Below are 25,504 nucleotides of genomic sequence, written 5' to 3' on the forward strand. Positions count from 1 at the left end.
GCCGCCCCGCCCGGATCGGATGACCCGGACGGGGCGGCCTGTGCTTTCCCGTTCCCTGTGCTTCCGCGCCTCTCGTACGGCGCGGCGGCGCTCAGACCAGCCTGGTGGCGCCGGGCATGATGTCGTCGCGGAAGCGGCCCGCCGGGTCCACCCGGTGGCGGACCAGGTCGGCGGCGGCGATCCGGGCGTCGGAGAGGTGCCGCTGCGGCTGCGCGTGCGACTCCACGAACGTCGGCGTCGTCCACCCGGTGTCCCAGGGGGCGAGCGCCTCCCGGACGGTCGCGATGTGCCGGGTGATGGCCTCGGCGGTGCCGGTGAGGTCCGGCACCCCGCCTCCCGAGTACGCGTAGGGGGCGTCGAGGCGGTCGAGCGCGCCGCCCTGCGGGTGGGACCTGGCGTACGCGCCGCCGAGCTGGCGCAGGCCGGCGGAGATCAGCGGTGAGCCGGAGCCCTCGCCGACCACCCGCAGCAGCGCGTCGATCCCGTCGTCGCCCAGGTCGCCCAGCAGCATGTGGTCGCCGATGACGGCGACCGGGTCGGAGGGGTCCATGTGCGTGTCGAGGAGGTTCACCGGCTCGGTGAGCTGCCAGGTGTCGAGCACCGGCTCGGCGACGGCGCGCAGCGGGCCGAGCAGCTCGTCGGCGTACCGCCGCGCGGCGGCCACGTCGTCGTCGGTCTCGGCGAGCACCGCGCCGTCCACGCACAGGATGGGACCCGCCGACAGCATGGGCGGCACGTCGGGGATGTCCGGCAGGTTCAGCACCCGTACGGAGGTCGTCGCCTCCGGGGGCGCGTCCAGGGTCCAGCGGCGCCAGGCCCGCAGCAGCGCGGGGGCGTGGGCCGCGGGCCAGCAGGTCGTTCCCGTGACCACCTGGGCGGCGGGGAACAGCTTCACCTCGACGGCGGTGACGACGCCGAAGCCGCCGCCTCCGCCGCGCAGGGCCCAGAACAGGTCCGGGTCGGACGACAGGTCCACCCGGCGCAGCTCGCCGTCGGCGGTGACCAGGTCGACGGCGCGGACGCCGTTGGCGGCCAGGCCGACCTTGCGGCCGTAGAAGCTCAGGCCGCCGCCCAGCAGGTAGCCGACGACGCCGACTGTCGGGGACGAGCCGTGCGCGACGGCCAGGCCGTACGGCGCCGCGGCCTTGGCCACGACGCCCCAGCGCGTTCCGGCGGGGATGCGGGCGACGCGGCGGACCGGGTCCACCTCCACCGCGCCGTCCATCTCGGTGCGGATCAGCAGGGCGTCGCGCATGGGCCGGGCGGCGGGGGCGGAGTGGCCGGTGGTGTGCACCCGCAGCGACAGCCCCTCAACGTCGGCGAGGCGGATGGCCGCGCGGACGTCCTCGACGGTCCGCACGATGACCGCCGCCGCCGGGCGGGGCGGCGCGGCCAGGTTGAACACGGCGGTCGCGGCGTCGTAGCCGGGCTCACCGGGGCGGGCGACGGCGTCTCCGGCGGTACCGGTGGTCCCGGCGGTGGCGGTGGCGGCGGTGGTGGGACCGGCGGCCGTGGTGACGTCGGCGGCGGGGCCGGGGGCCTCGGCGGCGGTGGTGACGTCGGTGGTCACGTGCGGCTCTCCTTCCCGGCTCAGGCCGCGCGCTCGGCGGTGATGAAGACGAACGTCCCGCTGCCCGACTCCTCGCGGACGACCATCCCCGCCTCGGCCAGCCAGGTCCGCAGCTGCTCGGCCTCGAACAGCAGCATTCCGGCGGGGCGGCCGGGGAAGGAGTGGGCGGCCTGGAAGTGCCGGTAGACGGGGTCGGTGTCCCACACGAACGTCATCAGCGTGAAGGTGCCGCCGGGGCGCAGGCAGCGGCCCACCTCGGCGATGGCCGTACCGGCGTCGTCGGGGAACGCCTGGAGGGCGTTCCAGCAGACCACCGCGCCCAGGCTCGCGTCCTCGAACGGCAGCGCGAGCGCGCTGGCCCGTACGGCCGGCACCTCGGGCAGCTTGCCGCGCAGCGTGCTCAGCATCGGCAGGCCCATGTCGAGGGCGACCAGCCGCTCGGAGCCGACCGCCTGGGCGATGACGCCGGTCCAGCGGCCCGCGCCGGCCGCCAGGTCCAGCACCGGGCCGTCGACGGGGCGCACGTGCGAGGAGATGTAGGCGTCCTCGGAGGCGGGCGTCACGGCGGAGTCCCAGTTGGACCCGGCGACCCGCAGGAACTCCGGCCGCATGAGGGCCTCGTAGTAGAGGCCCATGGTGGGCATCTCGGCGAGCTTGCGCAGCAGGTTGGCCGACGCCTCGTCGCCGGTGCCGGCGGCGGCGTCGCTGATGCCCTCGGTCAGGTCGAGGATGCCCCGGGTGACGGGGTAGGTCACCGCGCAGCGCTCGCAGCGGACGCCGCCGGCGTCGTCGGCGCCGAAGTCCAGGCGGTCGTGGCAGGCGGGGCAGCGGAACGCGGCGGCGTGCGGGCGCAGCAGCTCCGGCCCGGCCTCGGCGGCGGGCGGCACGGTGGCTCCGGTGTCGGCGGGGTGCGGCACGCGGGGGATCGCCGCGGGCACGCCGTCACGCACCGTCCAGTACGCCTTGGCGCCCATGTAGGCCCAGACGTTGCGGGTGTCGTTGCGCCAGTTCACCGTGATCTGCTCGGGGCTCAGCGAGGCGATCCACGCCCTGTCGAAGGCTTTCTCCTCGTCGGTGAGCCGCCACACCGACGGCGCCGGCCACACCCGGCCCAGGTCGGGGTCGGCCGGGTCCAGCTCGCGCAGGCAGCGGTCCAGCCGCGACAGGTCGTCGGCCGGCAGCTCCAGCCGGGAGACCTGGGTGAGGATCCGGTCGCGGTCCTCGGGGAAGTGCGCGAGGAGGTAGATCAGCCCCTGGGCCAGGGGCTCGTCGGACCCGCAGCGGTCCAGCCGGTCCAGGTAGCGGTCCATGCCCCGCCGTACGGCGGCGCGCACCGGGCTGTCCGGGACGTACGCCTCGGCCTCGGCGAGCAGCCCGAGCAGCACGGCCAGCAGGCCGGCCCGGTCGTCGTCGGCCCGGTCCAGGCCGTCCACGATCTCGGGGGCGGCGGGCAGCGCGAGGCCGGTCAGCGTGCCGCCGTCCCACACCGCCTCGACCAGCCGCCGGTACGCCTCCCGCACCCCGGCGTCCGGCGCGGCGGCGAACTCCTCCACCAGGGCACCGGCGGTCCCACGGGTGCCGGTCCGGTACGTGCTGTCAACGCTCATTGCGGTCCTTTCGCGAGGTCCATCCCGCGGGTCCGGCGCGGGACGCCGCCGCGGGCGCGGAGGTCCGTACCGCGGTTCCGGCGTGGAACGCCGCCGCGGGCGCGGTGGCGGACGACGCCCTTCAGCATCACACCGGGTTCCGGGACCGGGCATCTCCCGGCGTGCGGCGCCGCGTTCCGGCCACACGGACCGGGCGGTCGCGCCGCGCCGCGCGACCACGCGACCGCCTGACCACGCGACCGGGCGACCGCGTAACCGGGTGGTCAGGTGGCCGCGTGCCGGACCGGGCCGCCGTTCAGACGCGCAGTCGCGCGTTGAGCCGGGCGGCCTGCCGCGTGAGGTGGTCGCGTTCGGGGAGGCTGGACGCCGACCGGGCGGCTTCGGCGTAGAGCCGCGCCGCGGTCGCCAGGTCGCCGTCCCGCTCGCGCAGATACGCCGCGACGGCCGTGTGGCGGGGCAGGGCGGGGTCGAGCTCCGCCAGGGCGGCCAGCCCGGCCCGCGGGCCGTCGGCCTCCCCGACCGCGACGGCCCGGTTGAGGCGGGCCACCGGACTGCCGGTGAGGCGCACCAGCTCGTCGTACCACTCGACGATCTGCACCCAGTCGGTCTCCTCCGCCACCGGGGCGTCGGCGTGGAGCGCGGCGATGGCGGCCTGGGCCTGGAACTCGCCCAGCCGGTCGCGGCCGAGGGCCGCCTGGAGCACCTCCACGCCCTCGGCGATCAGGCGGGTGTCCCACAGGCCGCGGTCCTGCTCGGCGAGGGGCACGAGCCTGCCGCCGGGGCCGGTCCGCGCCGCACGCCGCGCGTGGTGGAGCAGCATGAGCGCGAGCAGGCCCGCGACCTCCTCGTGGTCGACCTGGGCCGCCAGCCGGCGGGTGAGCCGGATCGCCTCGGCGGCGAGGTCGACGTCGCCGGAGTAGCCCTCGTTGAAGACCAGGTAGAGCACGCGCAGCACCGTGGCGACGTCACCGGGCCGGTCGAACCGGACGCCGGAGACGGTCCTCTTGGCCCTGCTGATCCGCTGGGCCATGGTCGCCTCCGGCACGAGGTACGCCCGCGCGATCTGACGCGTGGTCAGGCCGCCGACCGCGCGCAGCGTGAGCGCGACGGCCGAGGCCGGCGTCAGGGACGGGTGCGCGCACAGGAAGTACAGCTGGAGCGTGTCGTCCGTCGTCCCGGCCGGACCGGGCACGGGCTCGTCCTCGACGCGCGCCTCGCGGTGCCGACGGGAGACGTCGGCGCGGGCGGCGTCGAGGAACTTGCGCCAGGCCGCGGTGACCAGCCAGCCCTTGGGGTCCCGCGGCGGGTCCTCCGGCCAGACGCGCACCCCCTCGACCAGGGCGTCCTGCACGGCGTCCTCGGCCGCCGCGAAGTCCGCTCCGCGACGGACGAGGACGCCGATCACAGCCGGGGTGAGGGTCCGCAGCAGCGCCTCGTCCACGGTGCGTCACTCCGTGATGGTCGGGGGCTCGGCCAGGAACGGCCGCAGCTCCAGCCACTCGTGGATCGGCTTCCCGCCCGCGCCCGGCGCCGCGGACAGCTCGCCGGCCAGCTCCAGCGCCCGCTCGTAGGTCTCGACGTCGATCACCATCCAGCCGGCGATCAGGTCCTTGGTCTCCGCGAACGGGCCGTCGGTGACCGGCGGGCGCCCCTCGCCGTCGTAGCGGACGAACGTCCCCTCAGGGGAGAGCGCCTGACCGTCGACGAACTCGCCGGTGCCCTCCAGGCGGTCGGCGAAGTCCCGCATGTACTGCACGTGGGCGGAGACCTCCTCGGGCGTCCACCGGTCCATCGGCACGTCGTTGACCGCCGCCGGCCCGCCCCGGTAGTGCTTGAGAAGCAGGTACTTGGCCATCGTGTTCTCCTCGGTACGGTACGGCCCCCATTGTGGCCGTGTTCACTCCGGGGACGGAGCCGCACCCGGGTTCTCGACATCCCTCCGGAACTTTTTCCCGGCCGATTCCCCGCCCGCTCCCCCGGACCCGCCGCCACCCCGGGGACGACTGCGGTCTCCTCCGCAACCACGGAGATGCGGACGTTCCCAGGGCGGCAAATCATGGACGCTGGGCGGGCCCTTTCCCGGCCCGTTTCCGCGACCTTCCTGTGCGCATCTCCGTTCACCGGCGCGCGGGCCGGACGCCGGTCGGCCGCGGGCCGGTCCGTGCCACGGCCGCGCGTCATGAAAGCCACGTAAGCAGAGAGAGGGCCAATGAAACGCAGGATTCCCATCGAGGTGTGGGTGCCGGACCTGACCTTCCCCGGCTGGATGGACCGCTGGTACAAGCAGGGCGAGGACTTCGAGCGGGCCCACCCCGAGTACGAGGTGCGGGTGCACGGCAAGGACTTCTGGCGGTTCCCCCGTCAGGTCGCGGAGGCGGCGGCCGAGGGCCGCACCCCGGCGATCTCGGAGTACTACTTCTACATGACCCAGGCGGCCCGCGACTCCCTGGCGCAGGACGGCAGCCCGCTGTTCACCTCGGTGCAGAAGGCCATCGGCGGCCGTACGGAGATCCTCGGCGAGCCCGTCGTGATCGACGACATCATCCCGCCGATCCGCGACTACTACACCTACCAGGGCGACCTCGACTCGATGCCGACGGTGGCCACCACGAGCCTGCTGTACGCCAACAAGGGGCTGCTGCGCCGGGCCGGGGTGACGAAGCTGCCGGAGACCTGGGAGGAGGTCGAGGAGGTCTGCCGGGCGGTCGCCGCGACGAAGGACGGCCCCTCGCACGCCATCACCTGGTCCAACCACGGCACGTTCATCCAGCAGGCGGTGGCGTCGCAGGGCGGTCTGCTCGTCGACAACCACAACGGCCGCGCCGGCCGGGCCACGACCTCCACCATGGGCTCGCCGGAGATGATCGCCTGGGCGACGTGGTGGAAGAAGCTGCACCGCGACGGCCACTACCTCTACACCGGCAAGATCCCCGACTGGGCCGGGACGCTGCGGGCCTTCGCCGAGCAGGACGTGGCGATCCGCATCTCCTCCTCCAACGACGTGAACTACATGCACCGGGCCGCGGAGGACAACGACTTCGAGATGGAGGTCGGGATCTTCCCGTACGACGACCGGGTGCCCTACGTCGGCAACGCGATCGCCGGGACGTCCCTGTGGCTGGCCAACGGCCTGGACGAGGCGACCCGGGAGGGGGCGCTGGCGTTCCTGCAGTACCTGCACAACCCGGAGTACGCCGCCGAGCGGCACCGGGCCAACAGCTTCCTGCCGCTGACCTACTCCGCGGCCGCGCTGCTGGAGGAGGAGGGCTGGTTCGACCGACACCCCCGCCACCGGGTGGCCTACGACCACGTCATGAGGTTCCCGGCCGGCGCCGTGCGGCGGCGGCCGGAGCTCGCCGGGAAGGTGCCGGCGTCGGAGGGCGCCATCTTCGGTGACTTCGCCGGCAACCAGGACGTCATGACCCGCGCCATGGGCGACATCCTGGCCCGCGACGCCGACCCGCAGGAGCGTTTCGCCTTCGCCGACGTCGAGGCGCAGCGGCTGCTGGACATCTACAACGAGTACGCGCAGACCTCCGGGTTCCGCGACCCGGAGAACAGCCCCACCCACAGCCTCAGCGTGGAGGCGTTCAGCGAGGCCGCGGCCGGCCGCGACTACTCGGCGGCCGACATGGAGGCGGTCGTGCGGCTCAACGGCTGACGCCCCGCCGGCTCCGGCCGGAGAGCTGGAAGATCGGGAAGGGTCCCGGGCGCGGACGGCGCCCGGGACCCTTCGCGTGCGCCCGCCCCTCCGCGCGGCCTCACACGGGACGGCCCGGCCCGCGCGGTCCCGCGCACGACGATCCCCGTGCACGGCCGGACCTCCGCGCGGCCCCGCGCACGGCGGCCCTCCCCGTACGGCCCGGCCCCCGCGCACGCGAGAGGGGCCGGGGCGGATCGTGTCCGCCCCGGCCCCTCTGGCGGGTCGTCAGCGCCGCCGGTGCTCGGCGGTGAGCTTCTCCAGGTCCGCGACGATCTCGCCCGGTCCCGGCTTGGCCAGCCACTCGCCGTGGACGGCGTCGGCGCCGGCGCGGTAGGCCGGGTCCTCCAGCACCGCGACGATCTGCGCCCTGACCTCCTCGACGGACTGCGTCTGGTGGTTCAGCCGCAGGCCCGCCCGGCGGGACTCGACGTAGCGGGCCGCCACCTTGGAGAGGATGTGCCGCTCGGCCATCTTGGCGTTCTCGCCGTCGGCGACGACGATCCGCTGGGCCTCGTCGGTGTCGGTGACGATCTGCGGCAGGCCGGCGGCCACCGAGGCCCAGAAGGTGCCGCTGGAGCCGTGGTTGATGCTCGCCGAGCAGGTCGGCAGGAGCTGGACGAGCGGGACGTAGTCGACGGTGCGCACGTTGGCGGGGATGGCGCCGACGCCTTCGAGCTGGTCGGCGTTGAGGGTGGCGACCACCTCGACGTCCAGGCCCGCGACCGCCTCCAGGATCTTGGGGGTGCGCCACTCCCCCTTGTGGTACGCGCGGGTCGACAGGCCGACCGACAGCGCCAGGCGGGGCCGCTCGGGACCGCCGTACAGCCAGGCCGGCTTGACGCCGCCGCCGTTGTAGGGGCTCCAGCGGACCGGCAGCGAGGCGATGCCGGCGGACAGCCGCATCTCCGCGGGCATGGGGTCGACGGTCCACTGGCCGACCAGCAGCTCGTCGTCCACCTCGACGCCGTAGTGGGCGGCGAGCGGGCGCACCGCCTCGGCCAGCGGGTTCACCGCCCGCTCGGCGCCGGTACGGCCGGCGTGCGCGGCGAACCTCTCGACGGCCCAGCCGCTGTAGTCGGGGCCCATCAGCACCCGCGCGTGCGCGGCGCCGCAGGCGCGGGCCGCCACGGCCCCGGCGGGGAACCAGGGGTCCCACAGGACGAGGTCGGGCTTCCAGGAGCGGGCGAACTCGACCAGCGCCTCGTTCTGCTTGCTGGGCCGCGAGGGCAGGTGGAAGCGGACGGCCATCATGTAGTACTGGAAGAAGACGTCCCAGTTGTCGCGCTCGGCGGCGGGGATCTCCAGCAGCGCGGCCAGACGCTCCATCTCGTCGGCCTTGGGGTGGATGTCGTCCCGGAGCCAGCCGTCGGTGTCGGGCTCGCCGCAGACGACGGCGGTCAGACCGGCGGCGACGATGTCGTCGGCGGCGCCCGGGGGGCAGGCGACGCAGACCTCGTGCCCGGCGAGCTGCAGCGCCTGGGCGTAGGGGATGGCGGGGTAGAGGTGGCACGTCTGCGGCCAGACGCTGAGCATTACGCGCATTGGCGGTCTCCCTTGGAACATCGCTTACCTGGTGGCCTGGGGCGTCAGGACCCCGCGAGGAGGCCGGGGCGGCCGGGCCCGGCGAAGCCGGTCGACGGTACGGACCGCCTTCGCCGGGCCCGGCGCGGCCGGTCAGCGGCGCGTGCCGCCGGGCCCGGTCCGGCCGGTCATCCGCGCGCCCGCACGAACTCCTTGATGGAGGAGACGACGTAGTCGATCATCTCGTCGGTGAGGCCGGGGTAGACGCCGATGTGGAACGTCTGGGTGGTGATGACGTCGGTGTTGGTGAGCTCCCCGACGATCCGGTACTCCCGGTCGGTGTAGGCGGGGTGCCGGATGATGTTGCCCGCGAACAGCCGGCGGGTGCCGATCTTCCGGTCCTCCAGGAAGTCCACCAGCTCCTTGGCGCCGAACGGGGCCTGCGGGTCCACGGTGAGGACGAAGCCGTACCAGCTCGGGTCGCTGCGCGGGGTCGCCTCGGGGAGCACCAGGTGCGGGACGCCGTCGAGTCCCTCGCGCAGCCGGCGCCAGTTGCGCCGCCGCGCGGCGCAGAACTCGTCGATCTTGTCGAGCTGGCTCAGGCCGAGGGCGGCCTGCAGCTCGGTGATCTTCAGGTTGTAGCCGACGTGCGAGTAGATGTACTTGTGGTCGTAGCCCTCCGGCAGCGTGCCCATCTGGTAGCTGAAGCGCTTGAGACAGGTGTTGCTCTCGCCGGGCTCGCACCAGCAGTCGCGCCCCCAGTCGCGCAGCGACTCCACGATGCGGGCGAAGGCCAGGTTGGACGTGACGACGCAGCCGCCCTCACCCATCGTCATGTGGTGCGCCGGGTAGAAGCTGATGGAGGCCATGTCGCCGAAGGTGCCGGTCGGCTCGCCGTCGTACTTCGAACCCAGGGCGTCGCAGTTGTCCTCGATGAGGAAGAGGTCGTGCTCGGTGGCGAGCCGCGCCATCTCCGCCACCGGGAACGGGTTGCCGACGGTGTGCGCGATCATGATCGCCCGCGTCTTCGGCCCGATCGCCCGCTCCACGGCCTCCACGGTGGGGTTGTACGTGCCCAGCTCGACGTCCACGAAGACCGGGACCAGGCCGTTCTGCAGGATCGGGTTCACCGTGGTGGGGAAGGCCGCCGCGACGGTGATCACCTCGTCGCCCGGCCGCAGGCGCATGTCCCCCAGCTTCTGGGACATCAGGGCCGAGACGATGAGGAGGTTGGCCGAGGAGCCGGAGTTCGTCAGCAGGGCCTTGCGCCGCTTGACCTTCCGGGCGAAGACCGACTCGAACTTACGCGCCCGGCTCCCGGCCGCCACGCGCAGGTCCAGGGCCGCCTCGACCAGCGCCACCCGGTCCTCGACGTCGTGCACCGCGCCGGTCGGCCAGATCTCGGTGACCCCGGGAACGAACTCCCCGCTGGTCTGGACGTCCTGGTGATACTTGCGGACCTCGTCCAGGATCAGAGCCTTGTGATCGTTCATGTACGGTCCTTGTCTCGATCGGCGGGTGCCGGGGCCCGTCGGCATGGCGGCCGCGGCGCGGGAGGACGGCACCGGCCGCGGCCCGCGGAGGCCACGGAGGCCACGGGCGCCGGGCGCGGAGGGACGCCTTTCCGGCCGCACCGCCTCAGCATTCGCCACGGCGGCCGCGCCGCGCATCTTGTGGATTGCCGGGTTTCCCGCCCGCCCGCACCCCCTCCCATCTCGCACTCCAGGAGATGCGGCGCGGGACCGCCAAGAATGACGATGCGCTAGAAGACGCATGCCAGGGCGATCGACGGACGGAAACGAAACAGGCGCGCCCTGACCACGGAAATCAATTCTCATTATTTCTTCCGATAGGAGCGTCGATGCGTTTCCTACCCGACCGGCAAGACCCGAAAGTCGCGATCGTGGGGCTCGGCTATGTCGGCTCGTGCATCGCGGCGCTCCTGGCCGACCGCGGCTGGGACGTCACGGGCGTGGACATCAACGCCGACCTGGTCGACGAGCTGGCCGGCGGCCACTGCCGCTACCAGGAGAAGGGCCTGGCCGAGCTGATCGCGGACGCCGCGGCCGGCGGGCGGCTGACGGCCACCACCGACTACTCCGCCGTCCGCGCCGCGGACGTCGTGCTCATCGCGGTCAGCACCCCGGTCCACCCCGACGGCTCGCTGTTCGACGACCACCTGCGCGCCGCCTGCGCCCGGCTGGCCTCCCACCTGCGGGAGGGACAGCTGGTGGTGGTCAAGAGCACCGTCCCGCCGGGCACCACCAGGGATCTGGTGCGTCCGCTGCTGGAGCGGAGCGGGCTGCGCGCCGGCGAGCACTTCGGGCTCGCCTTCTCCCCCGAGCGCTTCGCCGAGGGCACCGCGCTGCGCGAGCTGCGCGCGCTGCCCATCACCGTGGGCGGGGTGAACGAGGACAGCACGCTGGCCGCGTCGGCGTTCTGGCGGGGCGGCCTGGGCGTGGACGTCATCCCGGTCGCCTCCCCGGAGACCGCCGAGATCGTGAAGCTCGCGGACAACTGGTGGATCGACCTGAACATCGCGCTCGCCAACGAGCTCGCCAAGTTCTGCGCGCCGTTCGACGTGGACGTGCTGGACGTGATCGCGGCGGCCAACACGGTCCCCAAGGGCACGGGCAACGTCAACATCCTGCTGCCCAGCATCGGGGTCGGCGGCTCCTGCCTGGTGAAGGACCCGTGGATGGTCTGGCACACCGCCCGCACGCGCGGGGTGGAGATCCGTACGGCGCCGCTCGGCCGCGAGGTCAACACCGCGATGCCGGAGTACACGACGCAGCTCGTCGTCGACGAGCTGCTGCGGCTCGGCAAGGAGCCCGCGGACTGCACGGTCGCCATCCTGGGGCTGGCGTTCAAGAACGACACCGGCGACCTGCGGGCGACGCCGGTGGAGGGCGTCGTCACGGCCCTGCGCAAGGCCGGCGTCCAGGTCCGCGCGTTCGACCCGCTGGTCGACCCGGTTCAGGCCGAGGAGCAGCTGGAGCTGCGGCCGGCCGGGAGCCTGGAGGAGGCGGTGCGCGGCGCCGACTGCGTGGCGGTCCTGGCCATGCACCGGGCGTTCCGCGACATCGACTTCGCGGCGCTGCCCGTGGCGCCCTCGTGCCTGCTGCTGGACGGCCGGGCCTACTACCCCAAGGAGAAGATCGCCGAGCTGCGGCGGCTGGGGTACGTCTACCGCGGGATCGGGCGGTGAGCCCGGTACGCGCCGTCGTCACCGGCGGCTCGGGGTTCGTGGGAAGCCACCTGGTGGAGCGGCTCGTCGGCCGGGGCGACGAGGTGACGGTCTTCGACAGCGGCCCGCTCCCCGACGACCAGCGGATCGCCCGGGAGCACGCCCGGCACGTCCGGGGGGACGTCCGCGACCCCGGCGGGCTCGCCGAGGCGATCACCAGGGGGGTGGACGTGGTCTACCACCTCGCGGCCGTGGTGGGGGTGGACCAGTACCTCGCCCGCCCGCTCGACGTCATCGACATCAACTTCCAGGGCACCAGGAACGTCCTGGAGCGGGCCGCCGCCGTCGGGGCCCGGGTCGTGGTGGCGAGCACCAGCGAGGTGTTCGGCAAGAACCCCGACGTGCCCTGGTCGGAGGAGGCCGACCGGGTGCTCGGCCCGACCTCCGCCGACCGCTGGACCTACTCCTCGGCCAAGGCGCTGGCCGAGCACCTGACGCTCGCGTTCGGCCGCCAGCACGGGCTGGATGCGACGATCGTGCGGTACTTCAACGCCTACGGCCCCCGGCAGCGGCCGGCGTTCGTGGTGAGCCGGAACATCCACCGCGCGCTCAACGGGCGCCCGGTCGTGGTGTACGACCGGGGCAAGCAGACCCGCTGCTTCACGTTCGTCGGGGACGCCGTCGAGGGGACCCTGCTGGCCGCCTCCCACCCGGCTGCCGCCGGGGAGACGTTCAACCTGGGGAGCATGGAGGAGACGACCGTCGGCGACGCCGCCGGGCTGGTCGCGGCGCTGACCGGCGCCGGCACGACGAGCGTCGCGGTGGACACCCGGGCGGAGCTGGGGTCGGCCTACGAGGACGTGCCCCGGCGCATCCCGGACAGCGGCAAGGCGCGGCGGGTCCTGGGCTGGCAGGCCGCGACGCCCCTGCGCGAGGGCCTGGCCAGGACGATCGCCTGGGCCCGCGCCAACCCCTGGTGGCTGGCCCTTCCCGACAGCGGCGCGACCGGCGGGGACGCGACCGGCGGGGGCGCCCGGTAGGGGCGGGACCGCCGCCCGTCTCCCCCGGCGGGCGGGACCGCCGTCCGTAATCCTCCGGCGGACGGCACATGGGAGATCCGGCCGGCGCGACACGCGCCGGCCGGATCTTTCACGTGCCCGGAGTCCTTCCCGGAGGTACGGGATCCCCCTCCCACGAGGTCCGGGGGTTCCGGGTGCGTCGCGGGGGTTCCCATATCGTCGCGTACGGCCGCGGCCCCCGAGAGGCCACGGGAGACGCGGAGGAAGCCCCGCACGGGTCCGGCCGGGCCCCCCGGGTGAGGGGCCCGGCCGGCGGCCGCGCGGGGTTCTCGCGAGGGGACGCTCAGCGGGCGCCCGCTCCGGCGGGCACCTGGGCGGTCAGCCGCACCGGCAGGGCGCGGTGGCCGTTCATGATGAACGTCGGCAGCGGCTGCAGGTCCCGCCGGTCCGCGGCCAGGCTCAGCCCGGGGAACCGCTCGAACAGCGAGGACAGGCCGATCGTCGCGACGGCGCGGGCGATGCCGGCGCCGAGGCAGAAGTGCGGGCCGTGGCCGAACGACAGGTGCTCCTTGTCCTGCCGGGTGATGTCGAAGTCACCGGCCCCGTCGCCGTGCAGCGCGGGGTCGCGCCCCACCGCGCTGTAGTTGACGAGGATCGGCTGGCCCTTGGGGATGGTGACGCCGTCGAGCTCGATGTCGGTGACGGCGTAGCGCAGCGGCAGGTGCGCCAGCGGCGACTCCACCCGCAGGGTCTCGTCGATGACGTCGTCCCAGGTCGCCCGGCCCGACCTGACCAGCTCCAGCTGGTCGGGGTGGGTGAGCAGGGCGGTGATGGCGTTGTCGAAGAAGTTGATCGTGGTCTCGGAGCCGGCGCCGAGGATCGCGAAGATCGTGTCGGTCAGCTCGACCTCCGACAGGCGGGAGCCGTCCTCGTCGCGGGCGGCCACCAGGTCGCTGGTGATGTCCTCACCCGGGTTGCGGCGCTTCTCGGCGATGAGCTCCTCCATCGCGCCGCGCCAGCCCATCAGGATGGCCTGGGCCTGCTCGGGGGTGACGGTGGTGTCCACCATCATGTCGATGACCTTGGCGGTCTCGACCCGGGCCTCCTCGGACATGCCGATCAGGTCGGCCACCAGGCGGGCCGGCAGCGGGTAGGCGAAGTGCTGGCGCAGGTCCACGACCTCGCCGGGCGGGACGGCGGCCAGGGCGTCGAGGAGCTGGCCGGTCAGCTCCTCGATGCGCGGCCTGATCGCCTCGGTGCGGCGCGGTGTGAACGCCTTGCCGACCAGCCTGCGCAGCCGGACGTGGTCCTTGCCGTAGGCCGTCACCATGTTGTCCATGGCGATCCAGCTGATCATCTCCCAGTCGGGCGGGATCTCGCCGTTGATGAACGCGGGCCAGTGGTTGCGGGCGCTCTTGGTGACGTTGGGGTCGGTCAGCAGCTTCCTGATGACGTCGTGGCGGTTGACCGACCACGCGATGACGCCGCCGGGGAGCTGGACGGGGACGGCGGGGCCGAGCTCACGCAGGCGGTCCGTCTCCCCGTGGAGGTCTCGGCCGGTGGTGTCGAGGACGGGGCAGCGTCTTTCCACGGATGTCTCCCGAGTTTCGTGATGGAGCTGGTCGAGGTGCCGGAACACCATGAGAAGATATGCGGGGAATACGACGCCGCCGGCGGATGGGAATTCCGCCCCGGCATGGCGCCACATTCCAAGGCTATTTCCATCCGCGCCGCCCGGAAAGTGTCCGGGAATGCGATCCGGTAAGTCAGCAATTCCGAATACGAAATGGCAGGGAGATCACGAGGGCCCCGGGAGCCGGCCCCCGGACCACATGGAAAAGCCGCCACGCCGACGGGTGCGGCGTGGCGGCTCCGGGCCGTGGCGGTCCACGGTCCTCGCGCGCCTGCGGCGGCCACGGGGTGCCGTGGCCGCCGGGCGGTTCCGGGGTCAGCCGGAGGCGTTCGCGGCCTCGGCGGCGACTCCGGCGGGCGCGGAGTGCTCGCCGGCCCGCCCGTCCTGGGCGGTCGCGGCGGCGTCGCCGGCTTGCTCCGGCCCGCCCTCGGCCGCCTCCGCGGCCTCGGCCTGGCCGGTGGGCGGCACGTGCCCCAGTGCGACCGCCGCCACGACGGCCAGCGCCAGGGCCAGCGCGGCGCTGGTTCCGGTGGCGGAGTTCATCGCGGTGGTGAACGCCTCGCGGGCGGCGGTGAGCAGCTCGGCCCCGAGGGTGCCGCCCACCTGCTCGGCCGCGCCGACGGCGCCGGCGATGCCCTCCCGGGCGGCGGCGGCCGCCTCGGCCGGGACCTGGGCGGGAACGGTGATCTGGCTGCCGTACACGGCGGCGCCGACGCTGCCCAGCACGGCGACGCCGAACGCGATCCCGAACTCGCCGCCGGTCTCGGAGATCGCCGAGGCCGCGCCGGTCTTCTCCGGCGGGACGGACGTGAAGATCAGGCCGGTGCCGAGCGCCCCCATGGGGCCGGCGCCGACGGCGCCGACGATGAGGCCGGTCAGGACGAAGGCCATCCCGGTGGAGCCGTCCACCTGGCTCAGCATCAGGTAGCCCACCGCGGTGACGGCCAGGCCGGCGGCGATGACGTGGCCGGGGCGGAACCGCCGCGCGATGACCGGGGCCAGCATGACGCTGGCGATGGTCGCACCCGTCGACGGCACCAGCCAGAGCCCCGCCTCCAGCGGCGACATGCCCTTCACGGTCTGGAGGAACATGCTGACGAGGAAGAAGCTGCCGCTGGCGGCCCCGCCCAGCACCATGATCATCAGGGCGGCGCGGAACGTGCGGTGCGCGAACAGCCGCAGGTCCAGCAGCGGCGTCTCCAGGGTCCGCTGCCTGCGCACGAAGAACACGCCGACGACGATGCCCACCGCGATGGACAGGAGGTACTGCGGCTCCCAGCCGTGCTTCGCGAGCTCCTTGAGGCCGTAGACGAACGGCAGGATGGTGGCCAGGGACAGCACCACGCTGACCAGGTCGACACGCCCGCCCGCGGGGTCACGGTACTCGGGCAGCAGCAGCGGCCCGGCGATGAGCAGCAGCGCCATGACGGGGATGGCCAGCAGGAACACCGAGCCCCACCAGAACCGCTGCAGCATCAGCCCGCCGACGAGCGGCCCGAGCGCCATGCCGCCCATGAAGCAGCTCATCCAGACGGCGATGGCGGTGCCCATCTGCCGGGGGTCGGGGAACATGTTGCCGAGCAGCGCCATGGTGGAGGGCATCAGCGTGGCCCCGGCGACGCCGAGCAGCGCGCGGGAGACGATCAGCATCTCGGCGCTGGAGGAGTATGCGGCCGCCACCGAGGCGACGGTGAAGCAGGCCGCGCCGATCAGCAGCAGCTTGCGCCTGCCGACCAGGTCGCCCAGGCCGCCCATGGTGACCAGGAACCCGGCGATGAGGAAGCCGTAGACGTCGGTGATCCACAGTTGCTGGGTGGCGGTGGCGCCCAGCTTCTCGCTCAGGTGCGGCAGGGCGAGGTACAGGACGCTCATGTCGAGCGACAGCAGCAGGGTGGGCAGGGCCAGCACGGCCAGTCCGGCCCACTGGCGCGGGCCGGCGCGCACGGCTCCGGCCTCGGGGGTGGTGTCCATCGGAGATCCCTCCTTCGGCGTGGCCCCCGGCCGGCGGATCCGACGGCGCGGCCGGAGGGTCGTTGTAAGGTCGGCGTTCCGGCGCGCACGCCCCCGCGGCGTTCCCGCGATGACGTGCGCACCGGCCAGTCTTCCGGCGGCGCCCCTCTCTGCGCTTCCGCCAGACTGCGCTCTTTTCCGATCTCCGCCGTGGCAGCCCCCGCCGTACGGCGGACCCGGTCAGTCGATCGGGCCCGTGCCCGCGCCGGTTCCGGCCGGAACCGGCGCCGGCGCGGCCGGGGCCTCCCGGACCTCCTCGCGGGGGGCGCGGGTCCTGCGGGAGCCGCTCCACCAGCGCATCGCGGGCCGCTCCACCAGCGTGTGCAGCGCCCACCCGGCGACGAGGTTGGCGACGATCATCCCGAGGATGAGCGCGGTGCCGCCCACGACGCCGTAGCCGGCCTGCCCGAAGAGCTTGGGGAGCAGGTAGAACAGGATGAAGGACTGGGTCAGGTAGAAGGCGAAGGAGATGTTGCCCAGCCAGACCATCGGCCTGCTGCCCAGGACGGTGCGGGTGCCGCCGATGTTGGTCACGGCCAGGGAGCCGATCGCCACAGCGAACGGGACCACCGAGACGAGCGTCTGGTTGAACGGCGCGGGGGCCACCAGCGCGGCGGCGTAGCCCACCATCATGAACAGCACGACGGGCACGACGCCGATCCGCGGCCACCGGCCGCTGATGACGAGGCGGGCGACGATCATGCCGAGGACGAACTCGACCAGGCGGGCCGGCGGGAACATGTAGCTGAACCAGAACTGCGGCAGCGACTGCGGCTCACCGGGGTAGGTCGGGGAGTCGGGGATGACGTAGACGGTGACGAGGCAGAGCACGGCCATCGCGGCGACGGTGGCGACCGCCCACAGCCACAGCCGGTTCTCGGCGATCTTCCTGATCGGGATGATCAGCAGGGGGAACAGCAGGTAGAAGAACATCTCCGGGCCCAGCGACCAGGCCGGCATGTTCGCCCCGCCCCACAGCGCCGGGTCGGGCGAGAAGGAGTTGACCAGGAAGAGGTTCGGCAGGCCGAAGTACGGCGTGTAGGCGCCCGCGAACAGGAGCATGGCCAGCGCCCAGGTGACCGCGTGGTTGGGGAAGATCTTCACGACGCGGCGGCGCCAGTACGCCAGGACCCGGTCACCCGGGCGGGTGGACCAGGTGATGATGAAACCGCTCAGCAGGAAGAAGAACGACAGGGAGATCTGCCCGCCCGCGGAGAAGAACCACAGCAGCTTCATCGTGAGCCCCTGATCGCCGTACGGCATCGGGGGGTTGTGGTTTCCGGAGGTCACCGGAAGCACGGCGTGGCAGAGGAAGACCAGCAGTGCGGCGATGATGCGCATCCCCGTCAGCGCTGGCAGATCGGGGCGGCGCTCGGCCGGAGCGCCGGCCTGGCCGGATGACGTTGCCACGGACACCATGGCTCTTCCTTTCTTCTGGCCGCCCTGGCCGGCGAGTCTGCGGGGCTGCCCTGGCCGGCGAGGTGGGAACCGGGGGGTCGCGGAAACGGGGCGACCGGACGGTCACCATGATTCGCGCTCCCCTTCCGGGGCCGCATCTCCACACGTGCTGACAAACGGGCGTCCCCACGCCCTCGTGCCGCAGGACGCCCCCGCGCCGCCGGACGTCCTCGCCCGCCCCGCGCCGCAGGACGTCACCGGGCGTCTCGAACGCTCCGGTGTCGCCGGGCGTCGCCGTACGGCCTCAGACGATGTGGACGTCGGGCACGTAGAGGATCCACCGGCCGCCGCGCTCGGCGAACTCCCGCTCCTTGGCCATGATCTCCTCGGCGTGGTTCCAGGCGAACAGCAGCGCGTAGTCCGGGTGGTCTGCGGAGAACGCCTCCGGCGCCCTGACCGGGATGTGCGTCCCGGCGACCAGGCGGCCCTGCTTCGACGGCGTGGAGTCGCACACGAAGGGGATCAGGTCCGGGCCGATGCCGCAGTAGTTCGTCACCGTGGTGATCTTCGCGGGCGCGCCGTACCCGACGATCCGCTTGCCCTGGGCGTGCAGGTCCCGCACGAGCGCGGTGAGGTCGTCGCGGACGGTCCGCGCCCGGCGGGCGAACTCCTCCAGGGCCGCGTGCTCGCCGAGTCCCTGTGCGGCCTCCTTCTCCAGCAGCTCGCCCACCCGGGGTGAGACCGGGCGCGCGCCCGCCGGGGCCAGGGTGTAGCGCATCGAGCCGCCGTGGATCTCCATGGGCCGCGCGTCGACGAGTTCGAGGCCGAAGCGCTCGGCGGCGGCCTGGATCGCCCGGACGGAGAAGACGAACGAGTGCTCGTCGTAGAGGATGTCGAAGGCGGTCTTCTCGACGACGCTGCCGAGGTAGGGCTCCTCGAAGACGAACACGCCGGTGCGGGCCAGCAGCAGGGCGGCGCCGCGGAGGACCGAGGCCAGGTGGGAGATGTGCGCGATCACGTTGGCCCCGAACATGACGTCCGCGGGACCGTGCTCGGCGCGGATCCGCTCCGCGGTGCCCTCGTCGAAGAACTCCGGGAGCACCCGGACGCCCTTGGCCCTCGACATCTCGGCCACCTGCCGGGACGGCTCGATGCCCAGGTGGCGCACGCCGGCCTGTGCGATCCTGGCGAGCATGACCCCGTCGTTGCTGCCGATCTCGACGGCGAACGGGTCGGGGCCGGTCAGCTCGGTGTCGAGGAATCCCTGGGCGATGTCCTCGAAATGCCGCCGGTGAATGGCCGACCCGGAGGCGTGGTAGGGGTATTCGTCGTGGTACCGGACTTCCTGTGGGATGTCCTCCAGCAGCTGGACCATCGTGCACACGTCGCACATTCCGACGACCAGCCGGTAGAAGAACTCGTCCGACGTCTCCCCCGGCCGGGGGAAGGCGTTTCCACGGGGGTGGCGCCCGAGGTCGATCGACCCCTTGACGGTTCCGCCACAGATTCGACATGGATTATGCATGACCCGACGTTAACACCGGCCCTCGCGGGCCCTTTATCGGTGATTGCGCTGGCCAACCCCTCTTTCCGGGGGATTCCGGATGCTTTTTACGGGGTATTTCAAAAGGGGTGTCCGAGGGCTTTCTGGGGTTTTCAGCGCCTGCCGGGGAAACGCCGTCCCTGTCTCACCAGCCGGACCTGATCGTCTCGGCGATGTGCGACCGCTCCTCCGGCGTCAGCCACCAGCCGACCGGGATGTTGACCACCCGGTCGTGGACCGCGTCCACGCCCGGCAGCGGCGTCCTGGCGTCCGCCACGCAGCCGTGCTCGTCGTTGCGGCGGCAGACCACGCTCGCGGTGATGCCCGCGCCGGCCAGCTTGCGCATGAAGGACGCGCGGTCGTCGACCTTCACCGGGTACAGCCAGAACGACGGCTCCAGCCCCTCGGTCCGCGCGGTGAGCTCCAGGCCCGCCACGCCGGCCAGCTCCGCGTCGTAGAAGGCCGCGTTCAGCCGGTGCCGCCGGACCCGCTCGTCCACCGTCTCCAGGTTCGCCAGCCCGATCGCCGCGTTGATCTCGTTCATGTAGAAGTTGTAGCCCCACTCGGCCACGTCGTAGTCGGCGTTCACCCGGTCGGCGTCCCGGTCGATGCCGAAGAAGCGCAGCCTGCGGGCGCGCAGCAGGGACTCCTCGTCGGGCAGGGTCACGAGGCCGCCGCCACCGCAGCTCAGGTGCTTGGTGGCGTGGAAGCTGAAGACGCAGAGGTTGCCGTGGGCGCCCAGCGGCCGGCCGTGGCAGACGGCCCCCCACGCCTGGGCGCAGTCCTCCACGACCGCCGGCCGGAAGCCGTACTCGGCCTCGGCGTCGTCGAGGATGCGGGCGAGCCGGACCAGGTCCACCGGGAAGCCGGCCCAGTGGACCACCATGATCGCGCGGGTCGCCGGTGTGATCTTCTTCGCCAGGTCGTCCAGGTCGACGTTCAGCGTCGCCGGATCGACGTCCACCCAGGTGAGGCGCGCGCCATTGGCGAGGATGCTCCAGTTGGTGGCCTCGAAGGTGAACGGCGTGCTCAGCACCTCCCCCGGCCCGCCGGGCGCGTCCGCGCAGGCGCCCGCCAGCCGCAGGGCGAGGTGCAGGCCGGAGGTGCCGTTGTTCACCGCGGCGACCCGGGGGTTGCCCACCCGGGCGCCCACGGCGCGCTCGAACTCCTCGACGGCCGGTCCGTGGCCGAACCGGCCGCTGTCGACCACCGCGGTGACGCGTTCGGCCGTGCCGGGCGCCACCGCGGTGCGGAACAGAGGGATCATCGCCGCACGCCGACGAACAGGGACCGCCCCGCCAGCAGGTCGCCCGGCTCCACGCGGACGGCGTCGAAACCGGCGCGGGTGAAGGCCGCCGCGTACTCGTCGCGGCCGAACAGGTTCATCACCTGGACGTGCTCGAAGTGCCGCACACCGGCGGCGTCGGCCAGGAGGTAGTGCGCCTCCACCCGGACGACGTTCCCGTCGCGCACCGAGGTCGCCAGCCGGGTCACCGTACGGCCCGGCTCGCGGACGATGTCGTCGCCGATGTGGCCGTCGGCGAACCCCTCGCGGAAGTACCACGGCTCGGCGATCAGCACGCCGCCGGGCGCCACGTGCCGTCCCATGGCGGCGATCGCCGAGTCCAGCTCCTCCTGGGAGGACATGTAGCCGATCGTGCCGTAGAGGCTGCAGACCGCGTCGAAGGTGCGGCCCAGGTCGAAGTCGCGGATGTCCCCGGAGTGGACGGCCACGCCGGGGAGCTTCCCCTGGGCGCGCTCCCGCATCGAGTCGGAGAGCTCGACCCCCTCGACGTGGCCGAACATGGTCCGCAGCGTGACGAGGTGCTCCCCCGTGCCGCAGGCCACGTCGAGCAGCGACGCCGCGTGCGGCGCGCGCTCGCGGATCAGGCCGGCGATGACGGCGGCCTCGGCGGCGTAGTCCTTGCCGCGCCTCTTGTAGAGGAGGTCGTAGATCTCGCTGACCTCCTCACCGTAGACGTTGGCGCCCCGGTGCCCCGGCGCGCCGTCGCCGGGGGTGTTCCTCGCGATGGTGTCAGTGGTCACTGCTCCTCCAACCGGCCCGGACGGTGGACGCCCGATGTCGTACGGCACGCGAACGGCCGGGGCGGGCGGGTCGCTCCGCCCGCCCCGGCCGCGTCACGCGGGATCGCGCCCCGCGCTACTTGACGTTCTTGAGGTGCTCGTCGAGGGCGTTGAAGAAGTAGCCCCAGCCCTCGGTGGCCCGCGGGACCTCGTCCTCGGGCAGGTCGCCCTGCTGCACGAAGGTCAGCTCGGTGCCGCCGGCGGCGGCGTCGGCGAAGGTGACGGTCACCAGTTCCTCGCCGTCGTGGTCCCGCTCCTGGCGCGCGGCCTGCTTCTCGGCGTCGTCGCTGAGGTCGAGGAGGCTGTAGCTCAGCTTCTCGTTCGGCACGACCTCGCGGTAGACGCCGGCGAAGGGCACCTGGGTCTGCTCGTCGACGACGATCGTGGCGCGCCACTCACCGCCGGGGCGGACGTCCATGGAGATCGTGTCCAGCGGGGCGCCCCACCAGTGGGTGAAGTGCTTGGGCTCGGTCCAGGCGGCGTACACCAGCTCGCGCGGCGCATCGAAGGTTCGAGTGATCTCGATCCTGCTCGTCATGTGTCGTCCTTTCTCGGACCTGAGGGAAGAAATGGCTTCTGCACGGATCGAAGCCGGCCCGCCCGGCTCCGCCGTCCGCCGGCGTGTCGAAAGACCCGGATGGGCCGGCTCGCCGTCGTCCCGCGATCCGTGACAGCGGTCACGGCCGGGGATCATGAAGAGCCTATAGGCCCAGCAAGGTACCGGTAGTGCGATTCTCGCCCCGGCCCGGTGCTTTTTCTTATTCAGGAATGCTCTCTTGGGTCCCTCCCAGGAAAAGCCGCGTCCCCGTCCTGAAACGCCCCGGGGAAGCGGGCGCGGCCGTCGTCCGGACCGCAACCCGAAAGATGCGCCGTCCCGGAGCCGGGTGTGACGCTGGCGCATGTCGCATCCGCCCACGAGACCGTGAGGACACGCGAAGAATGGGAGTCGTCACCAGCATTCCCGAACGCCGCCTTTCCCTCCCCTCCCCGCCCGAGCCCGGCCTGACGCCGGAGCAGATGGTGGCGAGGGCCGAGGCCATCGCGCCGTCCCTGGTCGAGCGCCAGGCCGAGACCGAGCGGCGCACCTTCTACGGCGAGGACGTCCACGAGGAGTTCACCCGGGCCGGTTTCTACCGGATCCTGGTCCCCCGCCGGTACGGCGGTTACGAGTTCGGGATCGACACCTTCATGCGGGTGACGATGGCGCTCACCCGGGGCTGCCCCTCGACCGGGTGGATGTACTGCCTCGGCGCGGCGCACGCGCTCGCGGTGGCCACGCTGTTCGAGGAGCGGGTGCAGGAGGAGGTCTTCGGCGACGGGCACTTCATCTGCCCGGCGACCGTCATGCCCGGCGGCACCGCCGAACCCGCGGCCGACGGCGGCTGGGTGCTCAACGGCACCTGGGGCTACTGCTCGGGCTCGCCGTACGCCACGCACTTCATCGGCCACGCGATGGTCACCCCCGACGGCGGCGGCGAGCCCGAGCCGGCGATGTTCATCGCCCCCCGCAGCGAGTGGACCCGCCTGGACGACTGGGGCAAGGCGCTCGGCCTGAAGGGCAGCGGCTCGCACAGCATCCGGATCGAGAACGGGCGCATCCCCGCCCACTTCCTGATGCGGACCCACATGAGCCAGGTCAGCGTCACCGAGGGCACGCCCGGCCGCGCGCTGCACGGCAACCCCGAGTACGGCGGCGGCCAGCTCAGCTTCATGGTCCTGGAGGACGCCGCCCTGGCCGTCGGCATGGCCCGGAACGCGCTCGACGCCTACGAGGACCTGATGCGCACCCGCACCACCCCCTTCCCGCCGATCGTGCCGCGCGCCGAGGACCCCGACTTCCAGCTCCGGTACGGCAGGGCCGCCGGCATGATCGCCACGGCCGAGGCCGCGACGCTGGACGCGGTCCGGCAGTGGCGCGAGACCTGCGCCCGGGGCCCGTCCGCCGTCACCCGGGAGCAGGAGCTGCGGATCGCCGGGATCTGCAGCGAGGTGGTGGACCTGAGCTGGCGCGCGGTCGAGCGGCACCTGTACCCGACCGCGGGCTCCAGCGCGGTGCGGAACGGCGAGCGCATGGAGCGCGTCTGGCGTGACATGTCGATGTTCGTCACCCACGCCGGAGTCTCGACCTTCCTCGCCACCATCGCCCCGCGCGATCTGGCGCGGGTCCGGTTCGGCGTCGAGTGACCCGGTGGGGGCCCGGCCTCCGGCGTCGAGCGAGCCGGCGGGCCCGGTCCCCGGCGATGAGCGATCCGGCGGAGGCCCGGCCTCCGGCGATGAGACCGTCCCCGCCGGCCGCATCCGGCGACGCGGGTTGAGACCGCTCCGCGGGCCGCATCCGGCGACGCGGAATGAAGGGAGAAGTCCGTTGACTGAGCTTCAGGACCGCACGCCCGGCACCGGGGACGCGGAGCCCGCCGGTCCGGCGCGGCGGCAGACACGCCCGATGACCGGCGACGAGTACATCGAGAGCCTGCGCGACGACCGCGAGATCTACCTGTACGGCGACCGCGTCAGGGACGTCACCTCGCATCCCGCGTTCCACAACCCGGTCCGGATGACGGCGCGGCTGTACGACGCGCTGCACGACCCGGAGCGGCGCGGCTCCCTCGTGGTGCCGACCGACACCGGCAGCGACGGCTACACCCACAGCTTCTTCACCACGCCGCGCAGCGCCGAGGACCTGGTGGCCAACCAGCGGGCCATCGCCGAGTGGGCGCGGATGAGCTACGGGTGGATGGGGCGCAGCCCCGACTACAAGGCCGCCTTCCTCGGGACGCTCGGCGCCAACGCCGAGTTCTACGAGCCGTTCTCCGACAACGCCCGGCGCTGGTACCGGGAGTCGCAGGAGAAGGTGCTGTTCTGGAACCACGCGATCGTGCACCCGCCGGTCGACCGCAACCGGCCGCCGGACGAGGTCGCCGACGTGTTCGTCCACGTGGAGAAGGAGACCGACGCCGGCCTGGTGGTGAGCGGCGCCAAGGTCGTCGCGACCGGCTCGGCGCTGACCCACTACAACTTCATCGCCCACTACGGCCTGCCGATCAAGGACCGGAAGTTCGCGCTGGTCGCGACGATCCCGATGGACGCGCCCGGCCTGAAGCTGATCTGCCGCCCCTCCTACACCGCCACGGCCACCGCCATGGGCAGCCCGTTCGACTACCCGCTGTCGTCGCGGCTGGACGAGAACGACACGATCCTCGTCCTGGACAAGGTGCTCATCCCCTGGGAGAACGTCTTCATCTACGGGCACCTGGGCAAGGTCCAGCTCTTCACCGGCCGCTCCGGCTTCCCCGAGCGCTTCACCTTCCACGGGTGCACCCGCCTGGCGGTCAAGCTGGAGTTCATCGCGGGTCTGCTGATCAAGGCGGTGGAGGCGACCGGCACCAAGGACTTCCGCGGCGTGCAGAGCCGGATCGGCGAGGTGCTGGCCTGGCGCAACCTGTTCTGGGCGTTCTCCGACGCCGCCGCGCGCAACCCGGTCGCGTGGACGAACGGCGCGGTGCTGCCCAACCCCCAGTACGGCCTGGCCTACCGGTGGTTCATGCAGATCGGCTACCCCCGGGTCAAGGAGATCGTGCAGCAGGACATCGCCAGCGGCCTGATCTACATCAACTCCAGCGCCGACGACTTCAAGAACCCCGACGTGCGCCCGTACCTCGACAAGTACCTGCGCGGCTCGGGCGGCATGGAGTCCGTCGAACGGATCAAGATCATGAAGCTGCTGTGGGACGCGGTCGGCAGCGAGTTCGGCGGCCGGCACGAGCTGTACGAGCGCAACTACGCCGGCAACCACGAGAACACCCGGGTCGAGCTGCTGGCCGCGCAGACGGCGAACGGCCAGGTGGACGGCTACAAGGCGTTCGTCGAGGAGTGCATGTCCGAGTACGACCTGGACGGCTGGACCGTCCCGGACCTGTCGTCCTTCGACGACCTGCGCCAGGTCCGCAACTCCATGTTCGACCTCTGACGGCGTTCGACCTCTGACGGCGCGGGCCGGCGCCTTCCGGGAAGGCCCGGCCGCCGCCCGTCCGGCGGGTTCCGCCCCTCCCTTACGGCCCGGCCCCCACGCGGGGGCCGGGCCGGACGCGTCCGGAGGGTTCCCGGGCGGATCGCACGCCGGACGCCGTCAGCGGGCGGGCACGCGGGCGAACCACACGCCGGACACGGTCAGCCGGCGGGCACGCGGGCGAACCACACGCCGGACACGGTCAGCCGGCGGGCACGCGGG

At 72.8% G+C, this 25,504-nt stretch carries 19 protein-coding genes; 6 read left to right on the top strand and 13 right to left on the bottom strand.

Going from position 1 to position 25,504, the window contains the following annotated elements; translation table 11 throughout:
• Nucleotides 1-91 precede the first annotated feature (91 nt).
• The 4 genes from AB0D67_RS26040 to AB0D67_RS26055 all read right to left on the bottom strand — a co-directional run bounded on the left by AB0D67_RS26040 (nucleotide 92) and on the right by AB0D67_RS26055 (nucleotide 5,032).
• Entirely contained in the window at nucleotides 92-1,570 is a 1,479-nt protein-coding gene (locus AB0D67_RS26040; protein WP_362941003.1) for an FAD-dependent oxidoreductase, read from the bottom strand.
• Between the two features lie 20 nt (nucleotides 1,571-1,590).
• A complete protein-coding gene (locus tag AB0D67_RS26045) occupies nucleotides 1,591-3,177 on the bottom strand; it encodes a class I SAM-dependent methyltransferase (RefSeq protein ID WP_362941009.1) in 1,587 nt (528 codons plus the stop codon).
• A gap of 295 nt (nucleotides 3,178-3,472) precedes the next feature.
• Nucleotides 3,473-4,618, bottom strand: coding sequence for a DUF6596 domain-containing protein (locus tag AB0D67_RS26050; protein WP_362941014.1), 1,146 nt, complete (start codon nucleotides 4,616-4,618; stop codon nucleotides 3,473-3,475).
• Nucleotides 4,619-4,624: 6 nt separating this feature from the next.
• Nucleotides 4,625-5,032, bottom strand: coding sequence for a YciI family protein (locus tag AB0D67_RS26055; RefSeq protein ID WP_362941017.1), 408 nt, complete (start codon nucleotides 5,030-5,032; stop codon nucleotides 4,625-4,627).
• Between the two features lie 354 nt (nucleotides 5,033-5,386).
• On the opposite strand from AB0D67_RS26055, the gene AB0D67_RS26060 reads away from it, so the two are divergent.
• A complete protein-coding gene (locus tag AB0D67_RS26060) occupies nucleotides 5,387-6,838 on the top strand; it encodes an extracellular solute-binding protein (RefSeq protein ID WP_362941020.1) in 1,452 nt (483 codons plus the stop codon).
• A 267-nt stretch (nucleotides 6,839-7,105) separates the two neighbouring features.
• Here the strand turns inward: AB0D67_RS26060 and AB0D67_RS26065 are convergent, their stop codons facing one another.
• Both AB0D67_RS26065 and rfbH read right to left on the bottom strand, forming a co-directional pair.
• Nucleotides 7,106-8,422: a nucleotide disphospho-sugar-binding domain-containing protein gene (locus AB0D67_RS26065; protein WP_362941023.1), complete on the bottom strand. Its 1,317-nt coding sequence runs from the start codon at nucleotides 8,420-8,422 to the stop codon at nucleotides 7,106-7,108.
• A 167-nt stretch (nucleotides 8,423-8,589) separates the two neighbouring features.
• Nucleotides 8,590-9,894 (bottom strand): lipopolysaccharide biosynthesis protein RfbH, encoded by a 1,305-nt coding sequence (gene rfbH / locus AB0D67_RS26070; protein WP_362941026.1) that lies wholly within the window; start codon nucleotides 9,892-9,894, stop codon nucleotides 8,590-8,592.
• Between the two features lie 368 nt (nucleotides 9,895-10,262).
• Here rfbH and AB0D67_RS26075 point away from each other — a divergent pair, with 368 nt between their 5' ends.
• Both AB0D67_RS26075 and AB0D67_RS26080 read left to right on the top strand, forming a co-directional pair.
• Nucleotides 10,263-11,609 carry a nucleotide sugar dehydrogenase gene (locus AB0D67_RS26075; protein ID WP_362941029.1) on the top strand — a complete coding sequence of 449 codons (1,347 nt, stop codon included), beginning with the start codon at nucleotides 10,263-10,265 and terminating at the stop codon, nucleotides 11,607-11,609.
• Nucleotides 11,606-12,628: an NAD-dependent epimerase/dehydratase family protein gene (locus AB0D67_RS26080; RefSeq protein ID WP_362941032.1), complete on the top strand. Its 1,023-nt coding sequence runs from the start codon at nucleotides 11,606-11,608 to the stop codon at nucleotides 12,626-12,628. Before AB0D67_RS26075 ends, AB0D67_RS26080 begins: the two co-directional genes overlap by 4 nt.
• 322 nt (nucleotides 12,629-12,950) lie before the next feature.
• On the opposite strand, the gene AB0D67_RS26085 is transcribed toward AB0D67_RS26080, so the two are convergent.
• A complete protein-coding gene (locus tag AB0D67_RS26085; protein ID WP_362941035.1) occupies nucleotides 12,951-14,198 on the bottom strand; it encodes a cytochrome P450 in 1,248 nt (415 codons plus the stop codon).
• Nucleotides 14,199-14,219: 21 nt separating this feature from the next.
• Between AB0D67_RS26085 and AB0D67_RS26090 the strand changes: the two genes are divergently transcribed.
• Entirely contained in the window at nucleotides 14,220-14,372 is a 153-nt protein-coding gene (locus AB0D67_RS26090; protein WP_362941038.1) for a hypothetical protein, read from the top strand.
• A gap of 183 nt (nucleotides 14,373-14,555) precedes the next feature.
• On the opposite strand, the gene AB0D67_RS26095 is transcribed toward AB0D67_RS26090, so the two are convergent.
• The 6 genes from AB0D67_RS26095 to AB0D67_RS26120 form a co-directional block, all read right to left on the bottom strand.
• Nucleotides 14,556-16,211, bottom strand: coding sequence for an MFS transporter (locus AB0D67_RS26095; RefSeq protein WP_362941041.1), 1,656 nt, complete (start codon nucleotides 16,209-16,211; stop codon nucleotides 14,556-14,558).
• Nucleotides 16,212-16,430: 219 nt separating this feature from the next.
• Complete coding sequence (locus AB0D67_RS26100; protein WP_362941044.1) at nucleotides 16,431-17,669, bottom strand: acyltransferase; 1,239 nt, start codon at nucleotides 17,667-17,669, stop codon at nucleotides 16,431-16,433.
• Nucleotides 17,670-17,952: 283 nt separating this feature from the next.
• Nucleotides 17,953-19,173 (bottom strand): class I SAM-dependent methyltransferase, encoded by a 1,221-nt coding sequence (locus AB0D67_RS26105; RefSeq protein WP_362941047.1) that lies wholly within the window; start codon nucleotides 19,171-19,173, stop codon nucleotides 17,953-17,955.
• 163 nt (nucleotides 19,174-19,336) lie between these two features.
• Complete coding sequence (locus tag AB0D67_RS26110) at nucleotides 19,337-20,458, bottom strand: DegT/DnrJ/EryC1/StrS family aminotransferase (protein ID WP_362941050.1); 1,122 nt, start codon at nucleotides 20,456-20,458, stop codon at nucleotides 19,337-19,339.
• Nucleotides 20,455-21,237: a methyltransferase domain-containing protein gene (locus AB0D67_RS26115; RefSeq protein ID WP_362941053.1), complete on the bottom strand. Its 783-nt coding sequence runs from the start codon at nucleotides 21,235-21,237 to the stop codon at nucleotides 20,455-20,457. The genes AB0D67_RS26110 and AB0D67_RS26115 overlap by 4 nt, the downstream gene beginning before the upstream one ends.
• 115 nt (nucleotides 21,238-21,352) lie before the next feature.
• Nucleotides 21,353-21,814, bottom strand: coding sequence for an SRPBCC domain-containing protein (locus tag AB0D67_RS26120; protein ID WP_362941056.1), 462 nt, complete (start codon nucleotides 21,812-21,814; stop codon nucleotides 21,353-21,355).
• A gap of 401 nt (nucleotides 21,815-22,215) precedes the next feature.
• Between AB0D67_RS26120 and AB0D67_RS26125 the strand changes: the two genes are divergently transcribed.
• Nucleotides 22,216-23,460: an acyl-CoA dehydrogenase family protein gene (locus tag AB0D67_RS26125; RefSeq protein WP_362941060.1), complete on the top strand. Its 1,245-nt coding sequence runs from the start codon at nucleotides 22,216-22,218 to the stop codon at nucleotides 23,458-23,460.
• 181 nt (nucleotides 23,461-23,641) lie between these two features.
• Complete coding sequence (locus AB0D67_RS26130; RefSeq protein WP_362941063.1) at nucleotides 23,642-25,243, top strand: 4-hydroxyphenylacetate 3-hydroxylase N-terminal domain-containing protein; 1,602 nt, start codon at nucleotides 23,642-23,644, stop codon at nucleotides 25,241-25,243.
• The last annotated feature ends 261 nt before the right edge of the window (nucleotides 25,244-25,504 follow it).

The organism is Streptosporangium sp. NPDC048047, from assembly GCF_040653115.1.
In the GTDB taxonomy this organism is placed as follows: Bacteria; Actinomycetota; Actinomycetes; order Streptosporangiales; family Streptosporangiaceae; genus Streptosporangium.

Bases quoted from the DNA above. Each gene is read 5' to 3' on its own strand.
- AB0D67_RS26045 (WP_362941009.1), bottom strand. From the start codon at position 3,177: ATGAGCGTTGACAGCACGTACCGGACCGGCACCCGTGGGACCGCCGGT.
- AB0D67_RS26055 (WP_362941017.1), bottom strand. From the start codon at position 5,032: ATGGCCAAGTACCTGCTTCTCAAGCACTACCGGGGCGGGCCGGCGGCG.
- AB0D67_RS26060 (WP_362941020.1), top strand. From the start codon at position 5,387: ATGAAACGCAGGATTCCCATCGAGGTGTGGGTGCCGGACCTGACCTTC.
- AB0D67_RS26065 (WP_362941023.1), bottom strand. From the start codon at position 8,422: ATGCGCGTAATGCTCAGCGTCTGGCCGCAGACGTGCCACCTCTACCCC.
- rfbH (WP_362941026.1), bottom strand. From the start codon at position 9,894: ATGAACGATCACAAGGCTCTGATCCTGGACGAGGTCCGCAAGTATCAC.
- AB0D67_RS26075 (WP_362941029.1), top strand. From the start codon at position 10,263: ATGCGTTTCCTACCCGACCGGCAAGACCCGAAAGTCGCGATCGTGGGG.
- AB0D67_RS26090 (WP_362941038.1), top strand. From the start codon at position 14,220: ATGGAGCTGGTCGAGGTGCCGGAACACCATGAGAAGATATGCGGGGAA.
- AB0D67_RS26095 (WP_362941041.1), bottom strand. From the start codon at position 16,211: ATGGACACCACCCCCGAGGCCGGAGCCGTGCGCGCCGGCCCGCGCCAG.
- AB0D67_RS26100 (WP_362941044.1), bottom strand. From the start codon at position 17,669: ATGGTGTCCGTGGCAACGTCATCCGGCCAGGCCGGCGCTCCGGCCGAG.
- AB0D67_RS26105 (WP_362941047.1), bottom strand. From the start codon at position 19,173: ATGCATAATCCATGTCGAATCTGTGGCGGAACCGTCAAGGGGTCGATC.
- AB0D67_RS26110 (WP_362941050.1), bottom strand. From the start codon at position 20,458: ATGATCCCTCTGTTCCGCACCGCGGTGGCGCCCGGCACGGCCGAACGC.
- AB0D67_RS26120 (WP_362941056.1), bottom strand. From the start codon at position 21,814: ATGACGAGCAGGATCGAGATCACTCGAACCTTCGATGCGCCGCGCGAG.
- AB0D67_RS26125 (WP_362941060.1), top strand. From the start codon at position 22,216: ATGGGAGTCGTCACCAGCATTCCCGAACGCCGCCTTTCCCTCCCCTCC.